Origin of the sequence: Streptomyces sp. SYP-A7185 (genome assembly GCF_046103685.1) — a bacterium.
Taxonomy (GTDB): domain Bacteria; phylum Actinomycetota; class Actinomycetes; order Streptomycetales; family Streptomycetaceae; genus Streptomyces.
Genome location: NZ_CP122310.1, coordinates 478,964 through 501,019 on the forward strand (window position 1 = coordinate 478,964; position 22,056 = coordinate 501,019).

Annotated in this window: 10 protein-coding genes; 2 read left to right on the top strand and 8 right to left on the bottom strand. The window is 71.6% G+C overall.

The window, feature by feature from the left end:
- Positions 1 to 9 precede the first annotated feature (9 nt).
- Genes QBL25_RS02095 through QBL25_RS02105 form a run of 3 tightly spaced genes read right to left on the bottom strand, consistent with a single transcriptional unit; the run spans position 10 to position 2,239 of the window.
- Positions 10 to 747, bottom strand: a complete 738-nt coding sequence (locus tag QBL25_RS02095; protein WP_409055216.1) for a thioesterase II family protein — start codon at positions 745 to 747, stop codon at positions 10 to 12.
- Positions 744 to 1,994: a cytochrome P450 gene (locus tag QBL25_RS02100; protein WP_409055217.1), complete on the bottom strand. Its 1,251-nt coding sequence runs from the start codon at positions 1,992 to 1,994 to the stop codon at positions 744 to 746. Before QBL25_RS02100 ends, QBL25_RS02095 begins: the two co-directional genes overlap by 4 nt.
- The gene (locus tag QBL25_RS02105; protein WP_409055218.1) at positions 1,991 to 2,239 is read right to left on the bottom strand and encodes a phosphopantetheine-binding protein; all 249 of its coding nucleotides are present in this window, start codon (positions 2,237 to 2,239) and stop codon (positions 1,991 to 1,993) included. Before QBL25_RS02105 ends, QBL25_RS02100 begins: the two co-directional genes overlap by 4 nt.
- 298 nt (positions 2,240 to 2,537) lie before the next feature.
- Between QBL25_RS02105 and ddaH the strand changes: the two genes are divergently transcribed.
- Together ddaH and QBL25_RS02115 are read left to right on the top strand one after the other, a co-directional pair.
- The gene (gene ddaH, locus QBL25_RS02110; RefSeq protein ID WP_409055219.1) at positions 2,538 to 3,362 is read left to right on the top strand and encodes a dimethylargininase; all 825 of its coding nucleotides are present in this window, start codon (positions 2,538 to 2,540) and stop codon (positions 3,360 to 3,362) included.
- 209 nt (positions 3,363 to 3,571) lie between these two features.
- The gene (locus tag QBL25_RS02115) at positions 3,572 to 6,763 is read left to right on the top strand and encodes a BTAD domain-containing putative transcriptional regulator (protein ID WP_409055220.1); all 3,192 of its coding nucleotides are present in this window, start codon (positions 3,572 to 3,574) and stop codon (positions 6,761 to 6,763) included.
- On the opposite strand, the gene QBL25_RS02120 is transcribed toward QBL25_RS02115, so the two are convergent.
- The 5 genes from QBL25_RS02120 to QBL25_RS02140 form a co-directional block, all read right to left on the bottom strand.
- Positions 6,747 to 7,511 carry an ABC transporter permease gene (locus QBL25_RS02120; RefSeq protein WP_409055221.1) on the bottom strand — a complete coding sequence of 255 codons (765 nt, stop codon included), beginning with the start codon at positions 7,509 to 7,511 and terminating at the stop codon, positions 6,747 to 6,749. The genes QBL25_RS02115 and QBL25_RS02120 overlap by 17 nt on opposite strands.
- Complete coding sequence (locus QBL25_RS02125; protein WP_409055222.1) at positions 7,508 to 8,446, bottom strand: ATP-binding cassette domain-containing protein; 939 nt, start codon at positions 8,444 to 8,446, stop codon at positions 7,508 to 7,510. The genes QBL25_RS02120 and QBL25_RS02125 overlap by 4 nt, the downstream gene beginning before the upstream one ends.
- 68 nt (positions 8,447 to 8,514) lie before the next feature.
- Positions 8,515 to 9,249, bottom strand: coding sequence for a thioesterase II family protein (locus QBL25_RS02130; protein ID WP_409055223.1), 735 nt, complete (start codon positions 9,247 to 9,249; stop codon positions 8,515 to 8,517).
- A gap of 64 nt (positions 9,250 to 9,313) precedes the next feature.
- A complete protein-coding gene (locus tag QBL25_RS02135; RefSeq protein WP_409055224.1) occupies positions 9,314 to 13,138 on the bottom strand; it encodes a non-ribosomal peptide synthetase in 3,825 nt (1,274 codons plus the stop codon).
- Positions 13,139 to 13,143: 5 nt separating this feature from the next.
- Positions 13,144 to 22,053 (bottom strand): amino acid adenylation domain-containing protein, encoded by an 8,910-nt coding sequence (locus tag QBL25_RS02140; protein ID WP_409055225.1) that lies wholly within the window; start codon positions 22,051 to 22,053, stop codon positions 13,144 to 13,146.
- Between the last annotated feature and the right edge of the window lie 3 nt (positions 22,054 to 22,056).

The window sequence follows — 22,056 nt, forward strand, 5'->3', positions numbered from 1 at the left end:
GCACTGCCTTCACCGCCAAGAGGTCAGCAGCTTCCGCAGTGCGTCGGGTGCGTTCATGAAGTCGTGCTGGGTGCCGTCGATCCCGTGGAAATCGACCGAGTCCGCGTACCGTCGCCACCCCGAGAGCTGGTCGAGGCGCACGCCGGGGTCGTCGCGCCAGTGCAGGACGACGAGGGGGCAGGGCGCCGCGACGGGCTCGGTACGCCGGTACGCGCGCGCGGCGGCGAGATCGCGGAGCAGCACGACCATGCCCAGATCGAGCATGTCCGACCGGGGTTCGATCCCCCGTCCGCGGATGACCGACTCCAGCTCGGCGCGGAGTGCGGGCTCGGTCATGGTGAGCATGCGGTCACTCGCGGCGTCGTGCGGTGCCGACTGGCCCGACACGAAGAGGCAGGCCGGCCGGGGCAGGCCCAGCTCGGCGAGCAGGACGGCGGTCTCGAAGGCGGGCAGCGCTCCCGCGCAGTGGCCGAAGAGCGCGTAGGGCCGGTCGAGTCGCGGAGTCAGTGGTCCGATCAGGTCGGCGGCGAGGTTCTCGTAGGTGTCGTAGTGGGGTTCGGCCAGGCGGTTCTCGCGGGCGGGGAACTGCACCGGGCAGACCTCGACGTCGTCGATCGCGGCCGGCCAGGCGCTGAAGGCCGAGGCCCCGGATCCCGCGTGGGGGAAGCAGAAGAGGCGGGCGGCGTGATCGGTGGAGGACGGCCGGACGAACCACGGTGAGGTGGCGGTGGTGGAGCCGGATGTCATGGCGTCGTCCGTTTCTTGGCGACGATGGGGAGGTGGGTCATCCCGGCGATGAAGTACGACCGCAGATGCTGCGGCTCGCCGTCCAGGGCGATCGATTCGCACCGCTGGAGCAGTTCCTCGAAGAAGACGCGCAGCGTCAGACGGGCCAGCGGTGCGCCGATGCAGAAGTGCGGCCCGAACCCGAACGCGACCTGGCGCTTGGCGTTGCCCCGCGTGAGGTCGAACGCGTGCGGATCGCTGAAGTGGGACGCGTCGCGGTTGGCCGATCCGATCCAGGCCACGACCGCCCCGCGGGCCGGGATCACGCCGCCGCCGATCCGGATGTCGCTGACCGCGTAGCGCATGAAGTTACAGGCCGCCGATGTCCAGCGCAGCCCTTCCTCGACCAGGTTCGGGACCAGCGAGGGGTCGGCCTGTGCCTTGGCGAACTGTTCGGGCCGCTCGATGAGGGCGTGCACCGTGCCCGAGACGGTGTGCGGCGTGGTGACGTTGGCGCCCAGGAGGATGCTGTAGCCATCGAGGGCGATCTCCTCGTCGGTCAGTGGCGCGTCGCCCGCACGGACGCCCATGAGGTGGTCCAGCAGGCTCCCGTCCTCGTCGCCCGTCGCCCGCCGCCGTTTGACCCACTCGGTGACGTAGGTGACCAGTTCGTGGTGGGAGATGGCCAGCGTCGCGGCCTCGCTGCCGTGCTGGAAGTGCGGGTCCGAGGGGGCCGTCACCATCGCGGTGAGTTGCACGAGCTCCTCCCAGTCCCGCTCCGGGATGCCCAGGAGCGGGCCCGTGACCATCGCCGGCAGGAGCAGCGCCTGCTCGGCCAGGTCGAAGGTGGCGCCCTGGAGGGCCGGTTCGAGGAAGCGCACGATGGTCTGCCGGATGCGGTTCTCCCAGGACGCCACCGCGCGTGCGGTGAGCGTGGCGCCGATCGCCCTGCGCACCTGGGTGTGCCGGGGCGGGTCGGTGGACGTCATCAGCTTTCCCGCCGCGACGTCGTCCACCCCGAGGTGCGTGACCACCGTGCCGCGTTCCGAGGTGAACTCCCGGTGGTCGCCGAGGACCCGGCAGACGTCGTCGTAGCGCGTCACCGACCAGAACTCGCGCCCGTCCGGCAGGACTTGGCGGTGCAGGGGCGCCTTCTCCCGCATCGCGTCCCAGATCGGGTGGGGATCCCCCTCGGTGTAGAGATCCAGGTCGAACAGGTCGACGCGGTCGAGGTCGATGTCGCGCGCAGGGCCGGGCGTCAACCTCACGTCTGTGTCCTCCCCTGCTCGATCAGCGCGGCGACCCGGGCCGGAGTCTGCGCCAGGTAGAAGTCACGTACGGAGAGTTCGACGCCCCAGTCCTGGGCCACCCGGTCGATGATCTTGATTCCGATCAGCGAATTGCCGCCGAGCGCGAAGAAGTCGTCGTCCGGCCCGACTTCACGGGAGGGGAGGTATTCGCCCCACAGAACCGAGACCCCTCGGACGAGTGACTCGGGCGCACTCGAAGGCACAGCTTGCGCTTCTGACTCCATTGCCAGCCCTTTCCTTTCCACTGCCCCGTCGGGCGGCCGAATCCGTTGCGCGGAAGTGGGCGCCGACAGCGCTCCGAGGGACATCGCCAGGTCAACGTAAATGGCGAAGGAAACGCAGTGCAAGAGAGGGCTGAACGGCCGCGCCGGACGCCGTTGTCCCGCCGACAGGACAGCGCGCCGCCCTGACTGCTGCCGCATTGACTTTCTCCGCTCCGCGTTATTCCTTTTTCATCCGGGGACCGCTCCGGAAAACTCGAAGTGTCACCTGTAGAAGGGAATGAAGGTGCCGCAGGAACAGCGAAAGGCATCGCCCCGGCAATATCTGATGTGCCGTCCCACGTACTTCGACGTCACGTACTCGATCAATCCGTGGATGGACCCGGACCGGCCCACCTCGATAGACACCGGTCTTTCCCAGTGGAAGTGGCTCTTCGACACCTTCGCCGAACTGGGCCATGACGTGCGGCTGATCGAGCCCGTGCCGGGGCTCCCCGACATGGTCTTCGCCGCGAACGGCGCGATCGTCGTGGACCGCAAGGTGCTCGTCGCGCGCTTCCGGCACTCCCAGCGCCAGGGCGAGTCCGCAGCCTACCTGGAGTGGTTCGGCCGCGGCGGCTGGTCCGAGGTCCGGCAGGCGCAGTACGTCAACGAGGGCGAGGGCGACTTCCTCTTCACCGGCAGGGAGATCCTGGCCGGCACCGGCTTCCGCTCCGAACCGCGGGCCCACGCCGAGGTGAGCGAGTTCTTCGGGCGCCCCGTGATCAGCCTGACGCTCGTCGATCCGCGGTTCTACCACCTCGACACGGCGCTCGCGGTGCTCGGGGACGCGGAGATCATGTACTACCCGGGCGCGTTCTCCCCGCAGAGCCAGGCGGTGCTGGCCGAGCGGTTCCCGGACGCCGTCATCGCCGACGAGGCCGATGCCGCCGTGTTCGGCCTCAACGCCCTGTCGGACGGCCGCAACGTCGTCCTGCCCCGGCGGGCCGTCGGCCTCGCGGCGCGGTTGCGCGAGCGCGGCTACCACCCCGTCGGCGCCGAGCTGGCCGAACTGTTGAAGGCCGGCGGCAGCGTCAAGTGCTGCACGCTCGAACTGCGGGAGTAGGGCGCGGGAGCACCGGGAGCCGGCCCCTCCGCGGGGCCTCCCGCCGGCGCTTCGCGGTTGTCCCGTCCACGGGACAACCGCACCGGTCCCGCGAAGGCGCCGGCGACACCGACACGCCCGGTTGATCTGGCGAAACCGTGGCCCGCGCGATGCCCCCGAGCGCGTCGGCCAGTGCACGGCCGGCCAAATGCTCATGACAGAATCAGCGCGTGCAGATCGGGATGCTGGGTCCGTTTGAAGTGCGCACAGACCAGGGCGACTTGGTCGATGTGCCGGGCGCGCGACTGCGCGGATTGCTGGTCGCCCTCGCCCTCAAAGCGGGCCACGCGGTTCCCAAGGCCTCCCTGGTCGACTGGATCTGGGGCGAGCACCCGCCCGCCGACGCGTCGAACGCCCTTCAGCGACTGGCTTCCCGGCTGCGCAAGGCACTGCCGGACGGAGTGATCGAGGGGCAGACCGACGGGTACCGGCTGACGCTGGAGCCCGACGCCGTCGACGCCGTGCGGTTCGAACGCCTCGTCGGCGCGGGCCGGGCCCGGGCCGAGAACAGTCCACGGCGGGTACAGCTGCTCACCGAAGCGCTCGGCCTGTGGCGCGGTGCGGCCATGCAGGACATCGGTCTCCACGACAGCATCTCCTTCGATGCCGCGATCGCCCGGCTGGAGACGCTGCGGCTGACCGCCGCGGAGGAGCGGATCGACACCGAGATCGCCCTGGGCCGCGGCGCCGAGCTGGTCGCGGAACTGACCGATCTGGTCGCCGCGCATCCGGTACGGGAGCGGTTCGTCGCCGCGCTGATGCGCGCCCTGGCCGCGGCCGGTCGTGACAGTGCGGCGCTACAGGTGTATCAGCGCGCGAGGGAGGCCCTGGCCGACGCGCTGGGCGCCGACCCCTCCCCCGAGCTGGCGGCACTGCATCTCGCCCTGCTGCGCGGCGAGTTGGGTCAGCCACTGCGGCAAGGGGAAGCGGGCCGCAAGACGAACCTGCGCGCCGAGCTGACCACCCTGGTCGGCCGGGGCGCCGATGTCGCCGCGGTCCGCGAGCTCGTCGCCGAGCACCGGCTCACCACCGTGATCGGGCCTGCCGGCTCGGGGAAGACCCGGCTGGCCACGGAGACCGCACGCACGCTGGTCGGCGATCTGCCGGACGGGGTGTGGCTGGTGGAGCTGGCCGCCGTCCGCGTCAACGGCGGCGTGGCCGACGTGGCGCAGTCCACGCTCGCCGGTCTGGGCCTGCGCGATTCACTGTTCCGCGGGCCCTCGAACGCGGAACTCGTCGACCGGCTCGTCGTCGCGATGCGCGAGCGGGAAGCGCTGCTGATCCTGGACAACTGCGAACACGTCATCGAGTCCGCGGCGGTCTTCGCCCACCGGGTGCTCGGGGAGTGCCGCCGGCTGCGCATCCTGGTCACCAGCCGGGAACCGCTCGGCATCACCGGGGAGGCCCTGTGGCTGGTGGAACCGCTGGCCCTGCCGGCCGGTGACGCGGGCGCGGAGGAGATCACGGCCTCGCCCGCCGTCCGGCTGCTGCGGGACCGGGCCAGCGCCGTGCGCCGGGACCTCGGGGCCGACGCGCACACCCTGGCGACCATCGCGCGGGTCTGCCGGGCTCTGGACGGCATTCCGCTGGCGATCGAACTGGCCGCGGCCTGCCTGCGCACGATGTCCGTCGACCAGCTCGCCAACCGGCTCGACAACCGCTTTCGCCTGCTGACCAACGGCAGCCGAACCGCACTGCCCCGGCACAAGACGCTGCGCGCCTCGGTCGACTGGAGCTGGGAGCTGCTCAGCGACGCCGAGCGGATGGTCCTGCGCCGGCTGTCGGTGTTCTCCGACGGGGCGAGCCTGGAGGCGGCCGAGCAGGTGTGCGCGGGTGACGCGGTGGAGCCCGAGCAGGTGCTCGAACTGCTCACCGCGCTGACCGAGAAGTCGCTGCTGCTCGCCGAGGGCGGCAGCGCCCCGCGCTATCGCATGATCGGCACGATCAAGGAGTACGCCCGGCACCGGCTCACGGAGGCCGGGGAGAGCGACCGCGTGCGCCGCGCGCACCTGGCCCACTTCACCGAGCTCGCCGAGGTCGCGGAGCCGCACCTGCGCCGCGCCGAGCAACTGGACTGGCTGGCCACGCTCGAGACCGAGCACGACAACATCGGCGCGGCGATGCGCGGCGCGCTGGCGGCGGGCGAGGCACCGGCGGCGATGCGGCTCGCGGCGGGCGCGGGATGGTACTGGTGGCTGGGCGGCCACAAGACCGAGGGCATGGAGCTGCTCACCGCGGCCACCAGGATGCCCGGCGAGGTGTCCGACGAGGTCCGCGCCATCGTCTACGCGGTCATCGCGATGTTCGTGAGCTCCGGGCGGGGCGGCGACGAGCACCAGGCCGCGGAGTGGATCCACAAGGCGTACCGGTTCAGCAGGCTCAGCCGTCGCCGCCACCCGATGCTGGGGTTCATCGCCCCGCTGGAGCGCATGCTCCAGGCGCCCGACGCGTTCCTGCCGGCGTTCGAACCGCTCCTCGACGACGAGGACCCCTGGGTGCGTGCCATGGCCCGGCTCCACCTGGGCAAGATGCGGATCATGCTCGGCCGGGACGGGTGGGAGGCGGACACGTATCTGAAGGGGGCGCTCGCCGAGTTCTCGGCGCTCGGGGAGCGGTTCGGGATGTCGTTCGCCCTGACCGAGCTGGCGGACCGGATCGCCGTGCGCGGCCGGTTCGCCGCCGCGTGTGAGCACTACGAGCAGGCGATCGCAGTCGTCACCGAGGTGGTCACCGAAGCCGCGACCGAGGTCGGTGCCCGTGAGGACGTCGTCCGGATGCGGTCGCGGCAGGCGCAGCTGTACTGGCTGCTGGGGGATCGCGACGCCGCAGCGGCCGCCATCGCCGAGGCGCGGCGGTGCGCGCGGCAGGTGACCTGGCCGGACGCGCTGGCCGAGCTGGCCCTCTCGGAGGCGGAGCTCGCCCGGTGGGGCGGCGACGCCGACGAGGCGCACCGGCAACTGGGCCTCGCGGCGGCCATGCTGGGCGACGAGGCGGAGCGGGCGAACATCCGCGCGGTGACCCACGACCTGCGGGGCTACCTCGCCGACGATCTCGGCGAGGCCCGGGCACACCGCAGGGCCGCCTGCGCGGCGGCGTCGGAGGGAGGGCACGCGCCACTGATCGCGCAGGTGCTCGTCGGGGTCGCCGACCTGGCCCTGCGCCGGGACGAGCACGAGCAGGCCGCGCGGCTGCTGGCGGCGAGCGCGGGCGTGCGCGGCTTGCGGGACTGCTCCCATCCGGACGTGTCCCGGATCGAGGAGAGCGCACGCCGCCGCCTCGGCGACGCGGGGTTCGCCGAGGCGGCCAGGGAGGGGACGCGCACCAACTGGTCTCAGCTGGTGCGGGTCACGCTCGCTTCTTGAAGCTGGAGAGCGCCCAGGTGTAGCCGAGGAGGGCGAGCCCGACGCACCAGGCGACGGCCGCGATCGCGTCGCCGCTGGACGGGCCGCTCTCCAGGAGCAGTCCGCGCAGCGTCTCGATGATCGGGGTGAAGGGCTGGTACTCCGCGAACTGCCGCACGCCGGCCCCCATCGTCTCCGAGGGCACGAACGCGGTGCTCAGGAACGGCAGCATGATCAGCGGCACCGCGGCCAGACCCGCCGACTCCGCGGTCTTGGCGGCCAGGCCCACGGCGACGGTGAGCCAGCTGGCCGCGATGCTCAGGAGCAGGATGAGACCGAGCACGTAGAGCCAGTCGAGGCCGCTGGCGGCCGGGTCGAACCCCATGGCGAAGGCGACCCCGATGATGGCCGCGTTGGCCACCAGGCAGCGCACGATGGTGACGACGACCTGGCCGGTCAGGACGGCACCGCGCGACACGTCCATGGCCTTGAACCGGTTGATGATGCCCTTGCGCATGTCGTCGTTCACGGCCACCGCGGTGGCACTCAGGCCGTAGCTGACCGCCATCACGAGCATGCCGGGCGTCGCGTAGTCGACGTAGTTCTCGCCCACGCTGAAGGCGCCGCCGAACACCTTGACGAACAACAGCATGATCACGATGGGGACCAGGGCCGCGTTGAACACCGTGATCGGGTTCCGCAGGGTGTGCTTCAGGTTGCGGCGCAACATGATCGACGAGTCGGTCATGGCCGCGGCGAGGGAGCTCACTTGGCCTCCTCCTTCACGCGCGTCTGCCCGGTCAGGGCGAGGAAGACGTCGTCGAGGTCCGGTGTGTGCACGGAGAACTCCTGAGCGTTGAGCATGTGCTCGTCGAGCCGGTCCAGCATGGCCCGCAGCGACCTCGAGTCGCCGTTGCTGGGCACCCGCAGGGTCAGTTCCTGGTCGTCCCGGGTGGCCCCGGCCAGGATCCGCGCGGCGGTGTCGAGGTCGTCGAGGTCGTTGAACCGCAGCCGGACGTGGGTGCCGGGGACCTGCCGCTTGAGTTCCTCGGGGGTCCCCTCGGCGACCAGGTGGCCCTGGTCGAGCACCACGACCCGGTCGGAGAGCTCATCGGCCTCGTCGAGGTACTGGGTGGTGAGGAAGATGGTGGTGCCGTCGGCCACCAGATCGCGGACGATCCCCCACATGGTGCGCCTGCTGCGAGGGTCGAGACCCGTGGTCGGCTCGTCCAGGAAGATGATCCGCGGCTTGCCGACCAGCGTCATCGCCAAATCCAGCTTGCGGCGCATGCCGCCGGAGTAGGTGGCGGCCATCTTGTCCGCGGATTCCGTCAGCTCGAACCGCTCCAGCAGCTGCGCCACCAGCTGAGCGGCGGAGGGCGCACGCTTCAAATCCGCCACCAGCTGGAGGTTCTCCCGGCCCGTCAGCAGGTCGTCCACCGCGGCGAACTGGCCGGTCACGCCGATGGAGCCACGTACCTGCTTGGTCGCGCTCGCCACGTCGTGCCCGGCGACGTGCACCGTGCCGGCGTCGGCCTTCAGCAGCGTCGCCAGGACGTTCACCGTCGTCGTCTTGCCCGCCCCGTTCGGGCCGAGCATGGAGAACACCGATCCCTCGGCGACCTCGAAGTCGATGCCGTCGAGCACGACTTTGTCGCCATATGCCTTGCGCAGTCCGGAGACTGTGATTGCCGCACTTGTCATGTCTCCACCGTCATCGCCGGTCCTGACACCGATCTGTCACGCCCCTGACACGGCCACTGACACGGGCCTCAGCCGTCACGACCGGACACCTCCTCGATCACGTCGAGGACCTCCCGGCCGAGCGCCACCAGGTACATGTGGTCGCCCGGGAGTTCCACGTAGCTGAAGCCACTCGTGGTCGCGTCCCGCCACTGCCGCGCCTCGTCCGCGGTGACCAGGCCGTCGGAGTCACCCCGTAGCGAGCAGATCGGCACCGACACCGGTGCGTCGGTGCTCGGGACGTAGTTCTCGTGCATCTCGCAGTCGGCCTGGAGCACGGGGAGTATCAGCTCACGCATCTCCGGATGGTCGAGGGCCTCGTGCCGGAACCCCGCGAACTCCTCGACGCGGGCGAGGAATTCCTCGTCGGGCAGGCCCGCCGCGCGTCGCTCCCGCTGTGTCCACGGCCCGGGCGAACCGCTGACGACCAGCCGCTCGACGTGGATGTCGCGCTCGGTCAGCCGGTGCACCAGCTCGTAGGCGAGCACGGCGCCCAGGCTGTGCCCGAACATCACCACGCGCGCACCGGCGCCCAGCCGCGCGGCGAGGCCGTCGGCCTCGTTCTTGGCCGCCTCGACGACACTGCGGTAGGGCGTCTCCAGCATCCGCCGCTCCCGGCCGGGCAGTTCGAAGGCGAGCACCGGCCACCGGCCGGCGGCCAGCGCCCCCCACGGGTGGAAGAACGAGGCCCCCGCTCCCGCGAACGGCACGCACAGCAGCGTGGTCCGGTCCCCGTCTCCCGTGGACCCACCGGTTTCCCTCACCCCGACCAACCCCGTTCCTCCATCCGATGGTTCGCTGCGCCGCACCCGGAAAACCGACGTCGGCTCATGCGTCGAGCTTGCGGTTGATGACATCCATGATTTCGGCCACGGGTCCGGGCATGTGCAATTCGTGGTGCACGGCGCGGACGTCGTGCACTTCGATGGACCCCAGGATGTAGGGCCGCCACAGGTGCGCGTACGAGTTCTCTTCCAGCGTCGCGTTGAAGAACAGCACGTCACCGCGGTAGACCGGCGATTCGAAATCCATCATGATGGCCGCGTTGTTGGCCAGGATGCCCGCCATGGTGTCCACGAGTTGCTGCTGGTTCTCGATGTCCCCGAAGTACTCGCTGAAGTGCTCCACGAGTTCCTCGCGGTAGTCCGACACCGTCCTGCCGGTATGGAGATCCCTGAAATAGCCGCCCCCCGGCTGGGAGTCCAGGATGGCCACGAAAGCGATCTCGCGCCCGCGCCGGTCGATCGCCTCCGCGACGGCCTGCACGACGGTGCCGCCGTAGGACCAGCCGATCAGGTGGAAGGGCCCTTCCGGCTGGACCCGCACCATCTCGTCGACGTAGTCCTCGACCATCTCCTCCACCGAGCCCGCCAGCTTCTCCACGCCGTTCCAGCCGCGGGACTGCAGGGCGTAGGCCGGCCGGTCCTGCGCGTGCAGCACGAAGCTGAAGAACGCCCAGCCGAGCCCGCCTCCTCCGTGCAGGAACCACAGCGGCAGCTTGCCCGTGCCGGGATCGGGGTTCAGCGGCAGCACGACGGCGAACGGGTCGTCGAGGTCCTCGGACGAGGCGACGAGCAGGAGCGCGGCCAGCTCGGCCACCGTGGGGTACTTGATGATCGTCCTGAGAGGCATCTCGATGTCGAACTCGCCGCGGATGCGGGCGCTGAGCCGCGTGGCAAGGAGCGAGTGCCCGCCCAGTTCGAAGAAGTCGTCGTCGATGCCGACACTCTCCAGGCCGAGCAGTTCGCAGAAGAGGGCGCACATGCGCTCCTCGTGGGAGTTGCGCGGTGTCCGGCCCCCGGCGGCGCCCGGGTCCTCGGACGGCAGCGCTGCCCGGTCGATCGCTCCGTCCGCGGTCAGCGGGATCTCCGGGAGCGGCATCAGCGCGGCGGGCACCATGGGGCGTGGGAGGTGCTCCCGCAGGTAATCGGCCAGCTCGGCGAGCAGCGCCTGGACGCCGGCGTCTCCGTGCTCGACGTCGGGCCCGGGCATCACATAGCTCACGATGCGCCTGCCGCCGTCCTGGTTCTCCCGCACCACGGCCGCCGCCCGCGCCACACCGGGGTGTGCGGCCAACACCTGTTCGATCTCGCCCGGCTCGACGCGAAATCCCCGGATCCGCACCTGGCGGTCGGTCCGTTGGAGGTATTCCAACTGGCCGTTGCTGTCCCAGCGCACCAGGTCCCCGGTGCGGTACATCCGCCCGGCCGGTCCGCCATCGACAGGATCGAACGGGCACGCCACGAACCGCTCGGCGGTCAGCTCCGGCCGGCCCTCGTAGCCGCGGGCCACGCCCGCACCGGCGACGTACAGCTCCCCCGGCACGCCGCGCGGGACCGGGCGCAACCGTGAGTCGAGCACGTACACCCGGGTGTTCCCGACCGGCAAGCCGATCGGTACCCCCGCCCCCACCCGCACGCGTGCCTCGGTGCACCACATCGCCGTCTCGGCGCAGCCGTACGCGTGGACCACCTCGGCGGCCTGCTTGGCCAGGGTCGTGCCGAGGCGGGCCGGCAGGGGCTCTCCGCCGACGATGATCCGCAGACCGTTCGCGGCATGCGGCACGCGCATCGCCAGCGCCTGCCAGAAGCCGGGGGTGGCCTGCACCGCGGTGACCGCGTGGCGGCGCATCAGGTCCGCCAGGGCCGACAGGTCGTCGACGGCCTCCTCACCGGCCAGCACCATGGCCGCGCCGGTGACGAGCGGGAGGTACAGCTCCGTGGCGGCCAGGTCGAGCGCCACGGTCGTGCCGAACAGCATCCGGTCCTCGGGCGCGAGCGGGAACCGACGCCGCAGCGTGGCCAGGAAGTTGGCCACCGCGCCGCGCGGGACGGCCACGCCCTTGGGCGTCCCGGTCGGCTCCGTCGCGTAGATCACGTACTGGGTGTTCTCGGGCCGGACGACCACCTCCGGTGCCGTGTCCGGGTGCCCCGACAAGGCCGCCCCGGCCAGCGTGCCCACATCCAGCACCAGCGTGGGCTGCGCGTGCGCGATGACGGCGTCGAGCCGGGCACGCGGGTGGTCCGGATCCAACGGGACACTGGCTGCGCCGGCCTTCAGCACCGCCAGCAGCGCCACCACCAGGTCCACCGTGCGGGGCAGGCACACCGCCACCCGCGACTCCGCCCGCACCCCGTGCTCGACCAGCCAGTGCGCCAGCCTGTTCGACCGGGCCTCCAGCTCCCGGTAGGTGACCGACTCATCGTCGCCGATGACGGCGAGTGCCTCCGGGGTCGCCTGTACCTGCCGGCTCAGTTCCGCGGCGAGGCCTGGCTCCAGGGAGGGCTCGGCGGTGTCGTTGACCTGTGCCACCAGCCGCTGCCGCTCCCCCGCGAGCAGGACGTCCACGTCCTTGACGCGCAGGCCCGGATCGGCGGCCGTCTGCTCCAGGACGCGGACGAACCGCTCGGCGACGGCTTCGACCGTCTCGCGGTCGAACAGGTCGGTCGCGTACAGGATGTCGCCCCGCAGGGCCCCCGCGTCGTCGGCGACCAGGTTGAAGAACAGGTCGACCTTGGAGGTCGATGTGCTCACCTGTTCGGCCTCCAGGGTGAGCCCGGCCAGTTCGAGCTGGGGCCTCTCGTAGTTCTGCAGGCCGAGCATCACCTGGAACAGCGGCTGATGGGCGGCGGAGCGTACGGGGTTGATCGACTCGACCAGCATGTCGAACGGCACGTCCTGGTGCTCGTAGGCGGCCAGCGCCTTGTTCCGTACCTGGGCGAGCAGTTCGGTGAACGAGGGGTCGCCGGACAGGTCCACCCGGAGCACCTGGGTGTTGACGAAGAACCCGACCAGGTCGGCCAGCGCCTCGTCCGTCCGCCCGGCGATGGAGCTGCCGATCGTCACGTCCTGTCCGCCGCCCAGCTTGTTCAGGAGCACCGCGAGCGCGGCGTGCAGGACCATCGACATGGTCGACCCGCGGGTGTCGGCCACCTTCTGCAGCCCGCTCACCACCTCCGGGGGCACCTCGAGGCCGACCGTGGCGCCGCGCCCACTGGCCTCCGCGGGCCGCGGGCGGTCCAGCGGCAGGTTCAGCGGCTGCGGCACTCCGGCCAGTTCGCCCCGCCAGTACTCGATCTGCCGCGCCGCGAGACTGTCCGGGTCCGCGACGTCACCGAGCACCTCCCGTTGCCACATCGTGTAGTCCTTGTACTGCACGGGCAGCGGCTCCCACTGCGGGGCCCGGCCCTCCCGGCGTGCCGTGTAGGCCGCGGCCAGGTCCCGTGCCAGCGGGGCGCCCGAGCTGCCGTCGGTGGCGATGTGGTGCATGACCAGGACGAGGACGTGTTCCTCGGGCGCGCAGCGGAGCAGGCGCACGCGCAGCGGGATCTCGGCCGCCAGGTCGAACCGGTAGGCGATGGCCTCCTCGACCGCACCGGGCACGTCCTCGGGTGCCACCTCGATGACCGGAACCTCCGGTATGGCCTCCGCCGTCGGAAGGATGCGCTGGCAGAGCTCACCGTCGTCGTGGGTCGCGTAGACGGTGCGCAGGATCTCGTGCCGGTCGACCACGTCGCCGATGGCCGCGGCGAGCGCGTCCCGGTCCAGGGATCCGGTCAGCCGAAAGGCGGCCGGCATGTTCCAGTTCTCCGACCCGCCCTCCATCTGGTGCAGAACCCACATGCGGCGTTGCGCGAAAGCAAGCGGAATCATTTCTCCTACTCCTCTGTGAACATCTTGCGCAGGCTGGGGCGACGGGGAGCAGTCGATTCCTCCGTCCACGCGGCGAGCGCGGCCACTGTCGGCAGGTCGAAGATCTTGCGGATCGGTATCTCGATCTCCATTTCGGCGCGGACCCGGCTGATCAGCCGGGTGGCGAGCAGGGAGTGCCCGCCGAGCTCGAAGAAGCCGTCGTCGATGCCGACCCGCTCCACGCCGAGCACCTCGGCGAACAACCGGGCGAGGATCTCCTCGCGGGGGATGCGGGGGGCCCGGTAGGGGGCGGTGGTGTACTCCGGGTCGGGCAGCGCCGCCCGGTCCAGCTTGCCGTTCGGGGCCAGCGGCAGCCGCTCGAGCACCACGAAGGCGGACGGCACCATGAAGTCCGGCAGCCGCTGCGAGACGAAGGAGCGCAGTTCCTTGGTCTGCGGGCCGTGGTGGTCGTCGGCCCGCCTGCTGTCGCCGGTGGCAGTGGCAGTGGCAGTGGGCACGACGTACGCGACCAGTTGCCGGGCGGTGGCGCCGCGCCCGTCGCGGGCGATGACCGCGGCCTGGGTGATGCCGGGGTGCGCGGTGAGCGCGGCCTCGACCTCGGCGGGCTCGATACGGAAGCCGCGCACCTTGACCTGCGCGTCCCCGCGGCCCACGTACTCCAGCCGGCCCTCGTCGTCGAGGCGGGCCAGGTCGCCGGTGCGGTACATGACGGCGCCGGGCGGCCCGAACGGGTCGGCGACGAAGCGTTCGGCGGTCAGTGCGGAGCGGCCGTGGTAGCCGCGGCCCACGTTCCCGCCGACGTAGAGCTCGCCGACCGCGCCCGGCGGGACCGGAGCGAGTCCGGGGCCAAGGACGTAGGTGCGCATGTTGCCCAGCGGGGTGCCGATGGGTGCGCTGCCCGTCCAGCCGGCCGTGTCGCCGTCGACGGTGAAGGTGGTGGCGTAGAACGACTCGCTCTGCCCGTAGGCGTTGACGATCCGTACGCCCGGGAAGGCCTCCCGCGTCTTGTCGACGAGCGTGGCGGGCAGGGCCTCGCCGGCGAAGACGACCGTTTCCACGCTGGTGCGCCCGGCGATCTCGTCGACGAGTTCGGCGAAGGCGGACGGGACCGTGGAGATGACGCTGCCGCTCCAGCCCTTGCGCTCGCCCAGGACCAGCACGTCCGGGACGACTTCGACGACACCGCCGACGGCGAGCGTCGTGAAGATCTCGAACGCCGAGACGTCGAAGTTGACCGACGTGCCCGCCAGGAGACGCTTGCCCGCTGCCATTCCGGTGCGCGAGGCCAGCCGCAGCACGCCGTTGACCACGTTCGCGTGGGTGATGGCGACGCCCTTGGGCTTGCCCGTGGAGCCGGAGGTGTACATCACGTAGGCCAACTGGCCCGCGTGCAGCGGACGGTCCAGGGCCGGGGCGTGCGTGGACACATCGAGCGTGTCGAGAAGGACGTCCGGGGCGTCGTGCTCCGGCAGCACCCCGGCCGTCGCGCTGTCCGTCAGGATGAGGTGCGGGCGCGCCTCGTCGAAGATGGGCACCAGGCGGTGGCTCGGGTACCTGGGGTCCACCGGCAGATACGCCCCGCCGGCCTTCAGGACCGCGAGCAGCGCGACCACCAGGTCCGCCGACCGGGGCAGCGAGACCGCGACCAGCGACTCCGGGCCCACGCCGCGGCCGGCCAGTTCGCGGGCCAGGCGGTCGGCGCGGGCCATCACCTCGCGGTACGTGAGCGAGATGTCCTCGGCGACCACGGCGACCTCGTCCGGGGTGCGCTCCGCCTGGGCCTCCACGAGGCCGGTGATCGTGACGTCCGGGGTCGGGGCGGCCGTGTCGTTGAACTCGACGAGGAGCCGGTCGCGTTCGGCGGGCTCCAGGACGTCGAGCCGTGCGACCTTCAGCTCGGGGGTGGCCGCCAGCTGTTCCAGGACCCGCAGGAACCGTGTCGCGTAGGCCTGGACGGTGTCCCGGTCGAAGACACCGGGCGCGTACTGGAGGAGGAACTCCAGGTGCGTGTCGGCCGCCGCCATCAGGGCCAGCGGGTAGTGGGTGCCGTTGGTCGGCCGCAGGCCGGTGAAGGCGATCCCGTCCGCGGCCCGGGTCGCGGCGCCGATGCCTTCCCGGTCGACCGGATAGGACTCGAAGACCACCAGCGTGTCGAAGAGGGTCGGCAGGCCGACGGACTGCTGGATCTGGGTGAGGCTGTAGTGGTGGTGCTCCATCAATCCGGCCTGCCGGTGCTGAAGCCGCGTCATGACCTCGGCGAGGGTGTCGCCGGGCGTGTACTCCACGCGTACGGGCAGCGTGTTGATGAACATGCCGACCATCGACTCCACGCCCGTCACCGCGGGCGGGCGCCCGGAGACCGTGGCGCCGAACAGCAGATCCTGGCGGCCGGTGAGCCGGCCGAGCAGGAGCGCCCAGGCGCCCTGGATCAGGGTGTTGATGGTGACGCCCAGCGCGGCGGCGCGAGCGTTCAACTCGCCCGAGAGCTCGGGCGGGACGCTGAACTCGATCTGGTCGAGGCCGTCGCCGTCCGCGGCTCCGGGGGCCAGCAGGGTCGGTTCGTCGACCCCGGCCAGCTCGGCCGCCCAGGCCCGCGCCGCCTCGTCCTGGTCCTGTTCGGCGCGCCAGGCCAGGTACTCGCCGAAGCTGCGGGTGGCGGGCAGCCCGGACGCGTCGCCGTGGGAGGCGTACAGGAGCAGCAGGTCCCGCATCAGCAGGGGCGCGGACCAGCCGTCGGACAGCACGTGGTGGACGGTCATCACCAGCTCGGCCCGGCCGGGCTCCAGAACGGCGAGCGACAGCCGCAGCAGCGGCGGAGTGTCCACGTCGAAGTGGGCGGCCCGGTCCTCGGTGAGGAACCGCTCGAACGTCTCGGTCCGCTCGGCCTCGCCGGCCGCCGTCAGGTCGAGGTACCGCCACGGCAGGGTGACGCCCTCCGCGGGCACCACCTGGACGAACTCGCCGTCGGCCCGGTTCACGAACGCGGCTCGGAGGTTGGGGTAGCGCGCCAGCAGGGCCTGCCCGGCCCGGCGCATCCGCTCCGGGTCGACCTCGCCGGACAGCTGGAACACCAGCTGGATGTGGTAGGGGTCGAACGACGTCCCGGCCAGCATCGAGTGGAACAGGATCCCCGACTGGGTCGGGGTGATCGGCCATATCTCCGTCAGCGTGCCGAGCCGCGCCTCCCAGGTGTCGATCTCCTTCTGGCCCACGTCGACCAGGGGTGCGTCGCTCGGCGTCAGCCCGCCGGCGCCGGGTGACGTGGCGTGCCGCGCCAGGGCGGTCAGCGCCCGCACCCACAGCCCGGCCAGCTCGGTCACCTCCTCGCGGGAGAGCACACCGGTCGGGAAGCCGAGGTAGGCGGTCAGCTGCTCGCCGTCGGGGGTGTCCAGGGCCACCGCGTTGATCTCCAGCGCCGACAGGACGGGCATGTCGCCGTCGGGGGCCGCGATCAGATCCTGATGCGTGGCGTCCGGCGCCCAGCCCAGATCGCGCAGCTCCTCGGGGATGTCCGCGCCGGATGCCCGGCCGAGGTAGTTGAAGCCGATCTGCGGTTCCGGCTCGGCGGCCAGCGCGGCGGCGGCGTCGGGATTGAGGTGGCGCAGCAGGCCGTAGCCGATGCCGTGGTCCGGCACCGCCCGCAGCTGCTCCTTGACGGCCTTGAGCGCCCGGCCGGCGGCGGGGCCGCCGGCGAGGGCGTCCGCCACGTCGATGCCGGCCACGTCGAGGCACACCGGATACAGCGAGGTGAACCAGCCGACCGTGCTCGACAGATCCGTGCCCGGCACCACGTGCTCTTCCCGCCCGTGGCCTTCCATCCGGACCAGCGTCGAGGATCCGGGCACGCCCCGCGTGCGGCGCCAGTGGGCCAGCGCCAGCGCGAGCCCGGCGAGCAGCCCGTCGTCGGGACCGCCGCGGAACACCGCGGGCAGCGTGGTCAGCAGGGTCTGGCTGACGTCTGCCGGGATCCGGACGACCACCGTGTCGACGGTGGCCGCGACGTCACGCGTGCGGTCCAGCTCGCGCGCTCCCAGCACGGGCTCCTCCGCGCGCAGGATCCGCTGCCACACCGGCAGTTCCGCCGCGCGCTCCGCACCGGCCGCCTCCTCGACCAGGGCATGGGCCCACCGGCGCAAGGAGGTACCCGTCCTGGCCGGTTCCGGGGCGTGGCCGTCCCGCACCCGCTGCCACGCCGAGATGAGGTCCGGTATCAGGATGCGCCACGACACCCCGTCGACGACCAGGTGGTGCAGCACGATCAGCAGCCGTCCCCCGTCCGTGCCGGAGGTGAACCACACGAACTGCGCCATGACGCCCGCGTCCGGGTCGAGGCGGTCGGTGGCCGCGTCCAGCTCGGCATGCACCTCGGCCTCGACGTAGGGGACTTCGCGCAGCAGCAGGCCGGCGTCCAGCCGGCCCGGCGGCTCGATCGACAGGCCCGGCGTCTCCCGGTCGAGCCGGGAGCGCAGCACATCGTGCCGGTCCAGCACGGCCTGCAGCGTCGCGACCAGGCCCGCCCGGTCGATGCCCGCGGGCAGGGCCAGCATCCCGGACATGGAGAACCGGCCCAGGGGACCGCCGAGGTCCAGGACGTGCGCGGCCATCGGAGGCAGCGGAGCCCAGCCGACGCCGCCACCGGGCAGCTCGGCCAGGACCGGCAGTTGCTCCTCTTCGCGTCCTTCGACCAGTTCCGCGAGGCGGGCGGCCGTGCGGTGCTCGAAGACCTCCCGCGTGCTGACCGTCACGCCGCGCGACCTGGCCCGCGCGACGACCTGGATGGAACGGATGCTGTCCCCGCCGGTGGCGAAGAAGTCGTCGTCGACACCGACCCGCTCCAGGCCGAGCACTTCGGCGAACAGCGCGCTGAAGGTCTCCTCGCGCTCGGTGCGCGGCGCCCGGCCGGTCGACCCCTGCGCGTAGTCCGGCGGCGGCAGTGCCCTGCGGTTCAGCTTTCCGCTCGGCGTCAGCGGTATCTCCGACAGCGGTACGACCGCGGTGGGCACCATGTAGTCCGGCAGGCGACCGTGCAGGTATTCGCGCAGTCCGGCGAGGAGCGGGCCGATCGACTTGGCGAGCACCGGGGCGTTGGCCCGGGCCCGCCGGCCGACGGCGCCGGGGACGAACGTGCCCACGACGCGCGGCGGTGCGCTCTGCCGCTCGGGCAGCAGCACCGCGTCAAAGTGGCGCACGTCCTCACCCGAGGGGGTGAGGATCGCCTGGCGGTGGTGCTCGCCCGCCCAGGTGAGCAGTTCGTGCGGGTCGACGGGGGTTGCGGACATGCGCGCCGGGTCGAGGAGACCGGCCGCGACGGCCACGGTGGCCTCCTCGGCCAGCCGCGCGTTGGGGATGCCGGTCACCCGGAACGGACCGTGTCCCACCCGCTCCTGGAGCGTGCCCAGGTCGGACAGGACGGACAGCTGCCCGCCCCAGGGCACCGACGGCACGTCGGCCAGGCTTTGGACGTCGACGGGCTGCTTGTGCAGGACCACTTCGTAGCGGTGGCGGGTCAGTTCGTTGTGCGCCTGCCCGGGCTTCATCCGGATGTCGACCCCGACGGGACGGTCCGCCGCCCACTCGGTGAACCACTCCGGGGCCACCACCAGCTCCCGCTCGGCGAGCAGCTCCTTCTCCACCATGGTCCGCAGCTCTTCGTACGAGGCGTGCGGGTGCGCCGCACGCTGCACCGCGGTGAGCAGCAGCCGCAGCGTCGTGGCGTTGCGGACGTCACCGACGATGACCCGGCCGCCCGGCGCGAGCAGCTCCAGGGCGTTGCACAGGACCCGGTCCAGATACTCGGCGCTCGGGAAGTACTGCGCCACGGAGTTCAGCACCACGGTGTCGAAGTGGCCGCGGGGCAGCCCGGAGAGGTCGTCGGCGGCCTGGGCGCTCAGCCGGACCCGCTCGCCGTGGCCGGCCCGCTCGGCCTGTGCCCGCACCCGGTCCACCACCGGGGCCGAGATGTCGGTGCCCCAGTACTCCTCGACCTCACCGACGATCTTCGCGAGGAGCAGTCCGGCACCCACACCCACGTCCAGGACCCGGCGTGGCGCGAACCTGAGCACCTGGGCCACCGCCGCGTCCCGCCACTCCTGCATCTGCTCGCGCGGGATCGGCTCACCGTCGTAGGTGGACGTCCACATCTGGAAGTCCTCGCCCCATGCCTGGTCCTGCGAGGCCCGGTAGGTGTCGTCGTAGACCTGGCGCCACTCGTCCGTCTGGACCTCGGCGTCGGCGTCGGCCACCGCGGCGGCCGGGTCGGGCACCACATACCCCACGAGGCGTTTGTCGCCCTGCTGGTCCTCCTGCACCACGACCGTCGCCTGCGCGACCCCGGGATGGTCCGCGAGCGCCTGCTCGATCTCGCCCAGCTCGATGCGGAATCCGCGGATCTTGACCTGGTGGTCGGTCCGCCCGAGGTATTCGACCTGGCCGTCCTTGTTCCACCGCACGACGTCACCGGTGCGGTACATCCGGCTTCCCGGAGCGCCGTAGGGGCAGGCGACGAACCGGTGCGCGGTCAGCGCGCTCTGTTCCACATAGCCCCTGGCCAGACCGGCGCCGGCCAGGTACAGCTCGCCGGACACTCCCGGCGCCACCGGGCGCAGCGCCGCGTCCAGGACGTGCACCTGCGTGTTCCACACCGGCGCGCCGATGGGCACCCGGTCCAGGCCCGGCACGTGCTGCCACGCGGTGACCTCCACCGCGGCCTCGGTGGGCCCGTAGAGGTTGTGCACCCCACAGCCCGGCAGCACGCCGGCGACCTTGTTGGCCAGCGCGGCCGGGAACGCTTCGCCCGCGACCTCCATCCAGCGCAGACTGGTGCACTCCTTGGCCGCCGGCTCGGTGATGAACACCTCCAGCAAGGACGGCACGAAGTCCGCACCCGTCACCTGCTCACGCCGGATCAGCTCCGCCAGATACGCCGGGTCCCGACGGCCATCGGGACGCGCGATCACCACGGACGCACCCACCTGCAAGGGCGCGAACAGCTCCGGCACCGACACGTCGAAGCTCGCCGACGTGCTGAGCAGCACCCGGTCCTCGGCCGTGACAGCGAAGTGCGCCAGCCCCCACGCCAGCCGGTTCATGATCGACCGGTGCGACACCTGCACGCCCTTCGGCCCACCCGTGGACCCGGAGGTGTAGATGACATAGGCCGCGTTGTCCGGCGACAGCTCACGCGGCGGGTTGGCCGTCGGGCGGTCGGACACATCGGGCAGCGCTTCGTCGAGCACCAGCAGCGGCCGCGCGCTCTGCAGGACGTGGCGCACCCGGTCCTCGGGCAGGTCGGTGTCGATCGGCAGGTAGGCCGCACCCGCCTTGACCACCGCGTAGATCGCCACCATCAGGTCGACGGAGCGCGGGACACACACCGCGACCAGCCGCTCGGGGCCCGCGCCCTGCTCGATCAGCCAGTGCGCCAGTTGGTTGGCCCGCCGGTTGAACTCCGCGTACGACAGCCTCTCCTGCTCCCCGATCAGCGCCAGGCGGTCGGGATCCCGCTCCACCTGCGCCTCGAACGCGGCGGGCAGCGTGCCCTCGGCCACCGGATGCGCGGTGTCGTTGACCCCGCGCACCAGCCATTCCCGCTCCCCGGCCGACAGCACGTCCACGTCCCCCAGACGGACGTCCGGTTCGGCGACGGCCTGTCCCAGGATGCGTACGAGCCGGTCGACGATGTCGACGGCCGTGGTGTGGTCGAACAGTTCCGCGGCGTACTCAAGCCGCCCGAAGGCGCGCCCGGACGCCTCGGGGACGATGTTGAAGAACAGGTCGAACTTCGCGCTGTCGGTGCCCGCCGGGGCGAGGGTGGCCCGCAGGTCCGGCATCTCGATCTCCGGCCACACGAACTGCCACGCCAGCATCACTTGGAACAGCGGTTGGTAGGAGGTGGAACGCTCCAGATTGAGCAGTTCCACCAGCCGCTCGAACGGCACGTCCTGGTTGTCGTACGCGGCGAGCGCCTTGTCGCGGACCTGCTCCACCAGGTCGCTGAACGAGGGGTTCTTCGACAGGTCGGCTCGCAGCACCCAGGTGTTGACGAAGAACCCGACCAGATCGGCCAGTGCCTCGTCGGTGCGGCCCTCGATCGGGCTGCCGATCGTCACGTCCTCGCCGGCGCCCAGCTTCTGCAGCAGGACCGCCAGTGCGGCCTGGACCACCATCGGGGCCGTGGCGCCGCGCTCCGCGGCCACCTTCCCGAGACCGGCGACCAGGTCGGGTTCGAGCAGGAAGTCGACGTGGCCGCCGCTATAGCCGGCCGTCGGCGGCCGCGGCCGGTCCAGGGGCAGGCGCACCGGCTGCGGGACCTCCGCCAGCTCTTGGCGCCAGTACGCCAACTGGGGTGCGGCGACGCTCTCCCGGTCCCCGTCGTCGCCCAGCAGCTGCCGCTGCCACAGCGTGTAGTCCTTGTACTGCACCGGGAGAGGTGTCCACTCGGGCGCGCTCCCTCGGTGGCGGGCGGTGTACGCCGACACCAGGTCCCGCAGGAACGGCGCCATCGACGCCCCGTCCGCGGCGATGTGGTGGAACACGAACGTCAGGACGTGCTCCTGCGGGGAGAGGCGGAAGACGAAGGTCCGCAAGGGGCACTCCGCCTCCAGGTCGAAGCTCTCGCTCACCGCCTCGCGCATCGCCTCGTCCAGCGCTTCCGGGGTCACCTCGACCACCCGGAAGTGCAGGTCCGCCTCGTCCGGAGACAGGATCCGCTGCTCCGGGGTGCCGTCCGCGTTCTCGGCCACCAGGGTGCGCAGGCTCTCGTGCCGGGTGACGACGTCCGTCACCGCCGCGGCCAGGGCCGCCGTGTCCAGCGTCCCGTCCAGGCGCAGCGCGAACGGGATGTTGTAGGTCGCGGACGGGCCCTCCAGGCGGTGGAGGAACCACATCCGACGCTGGGCAAAGGACAACGGGATCATCGA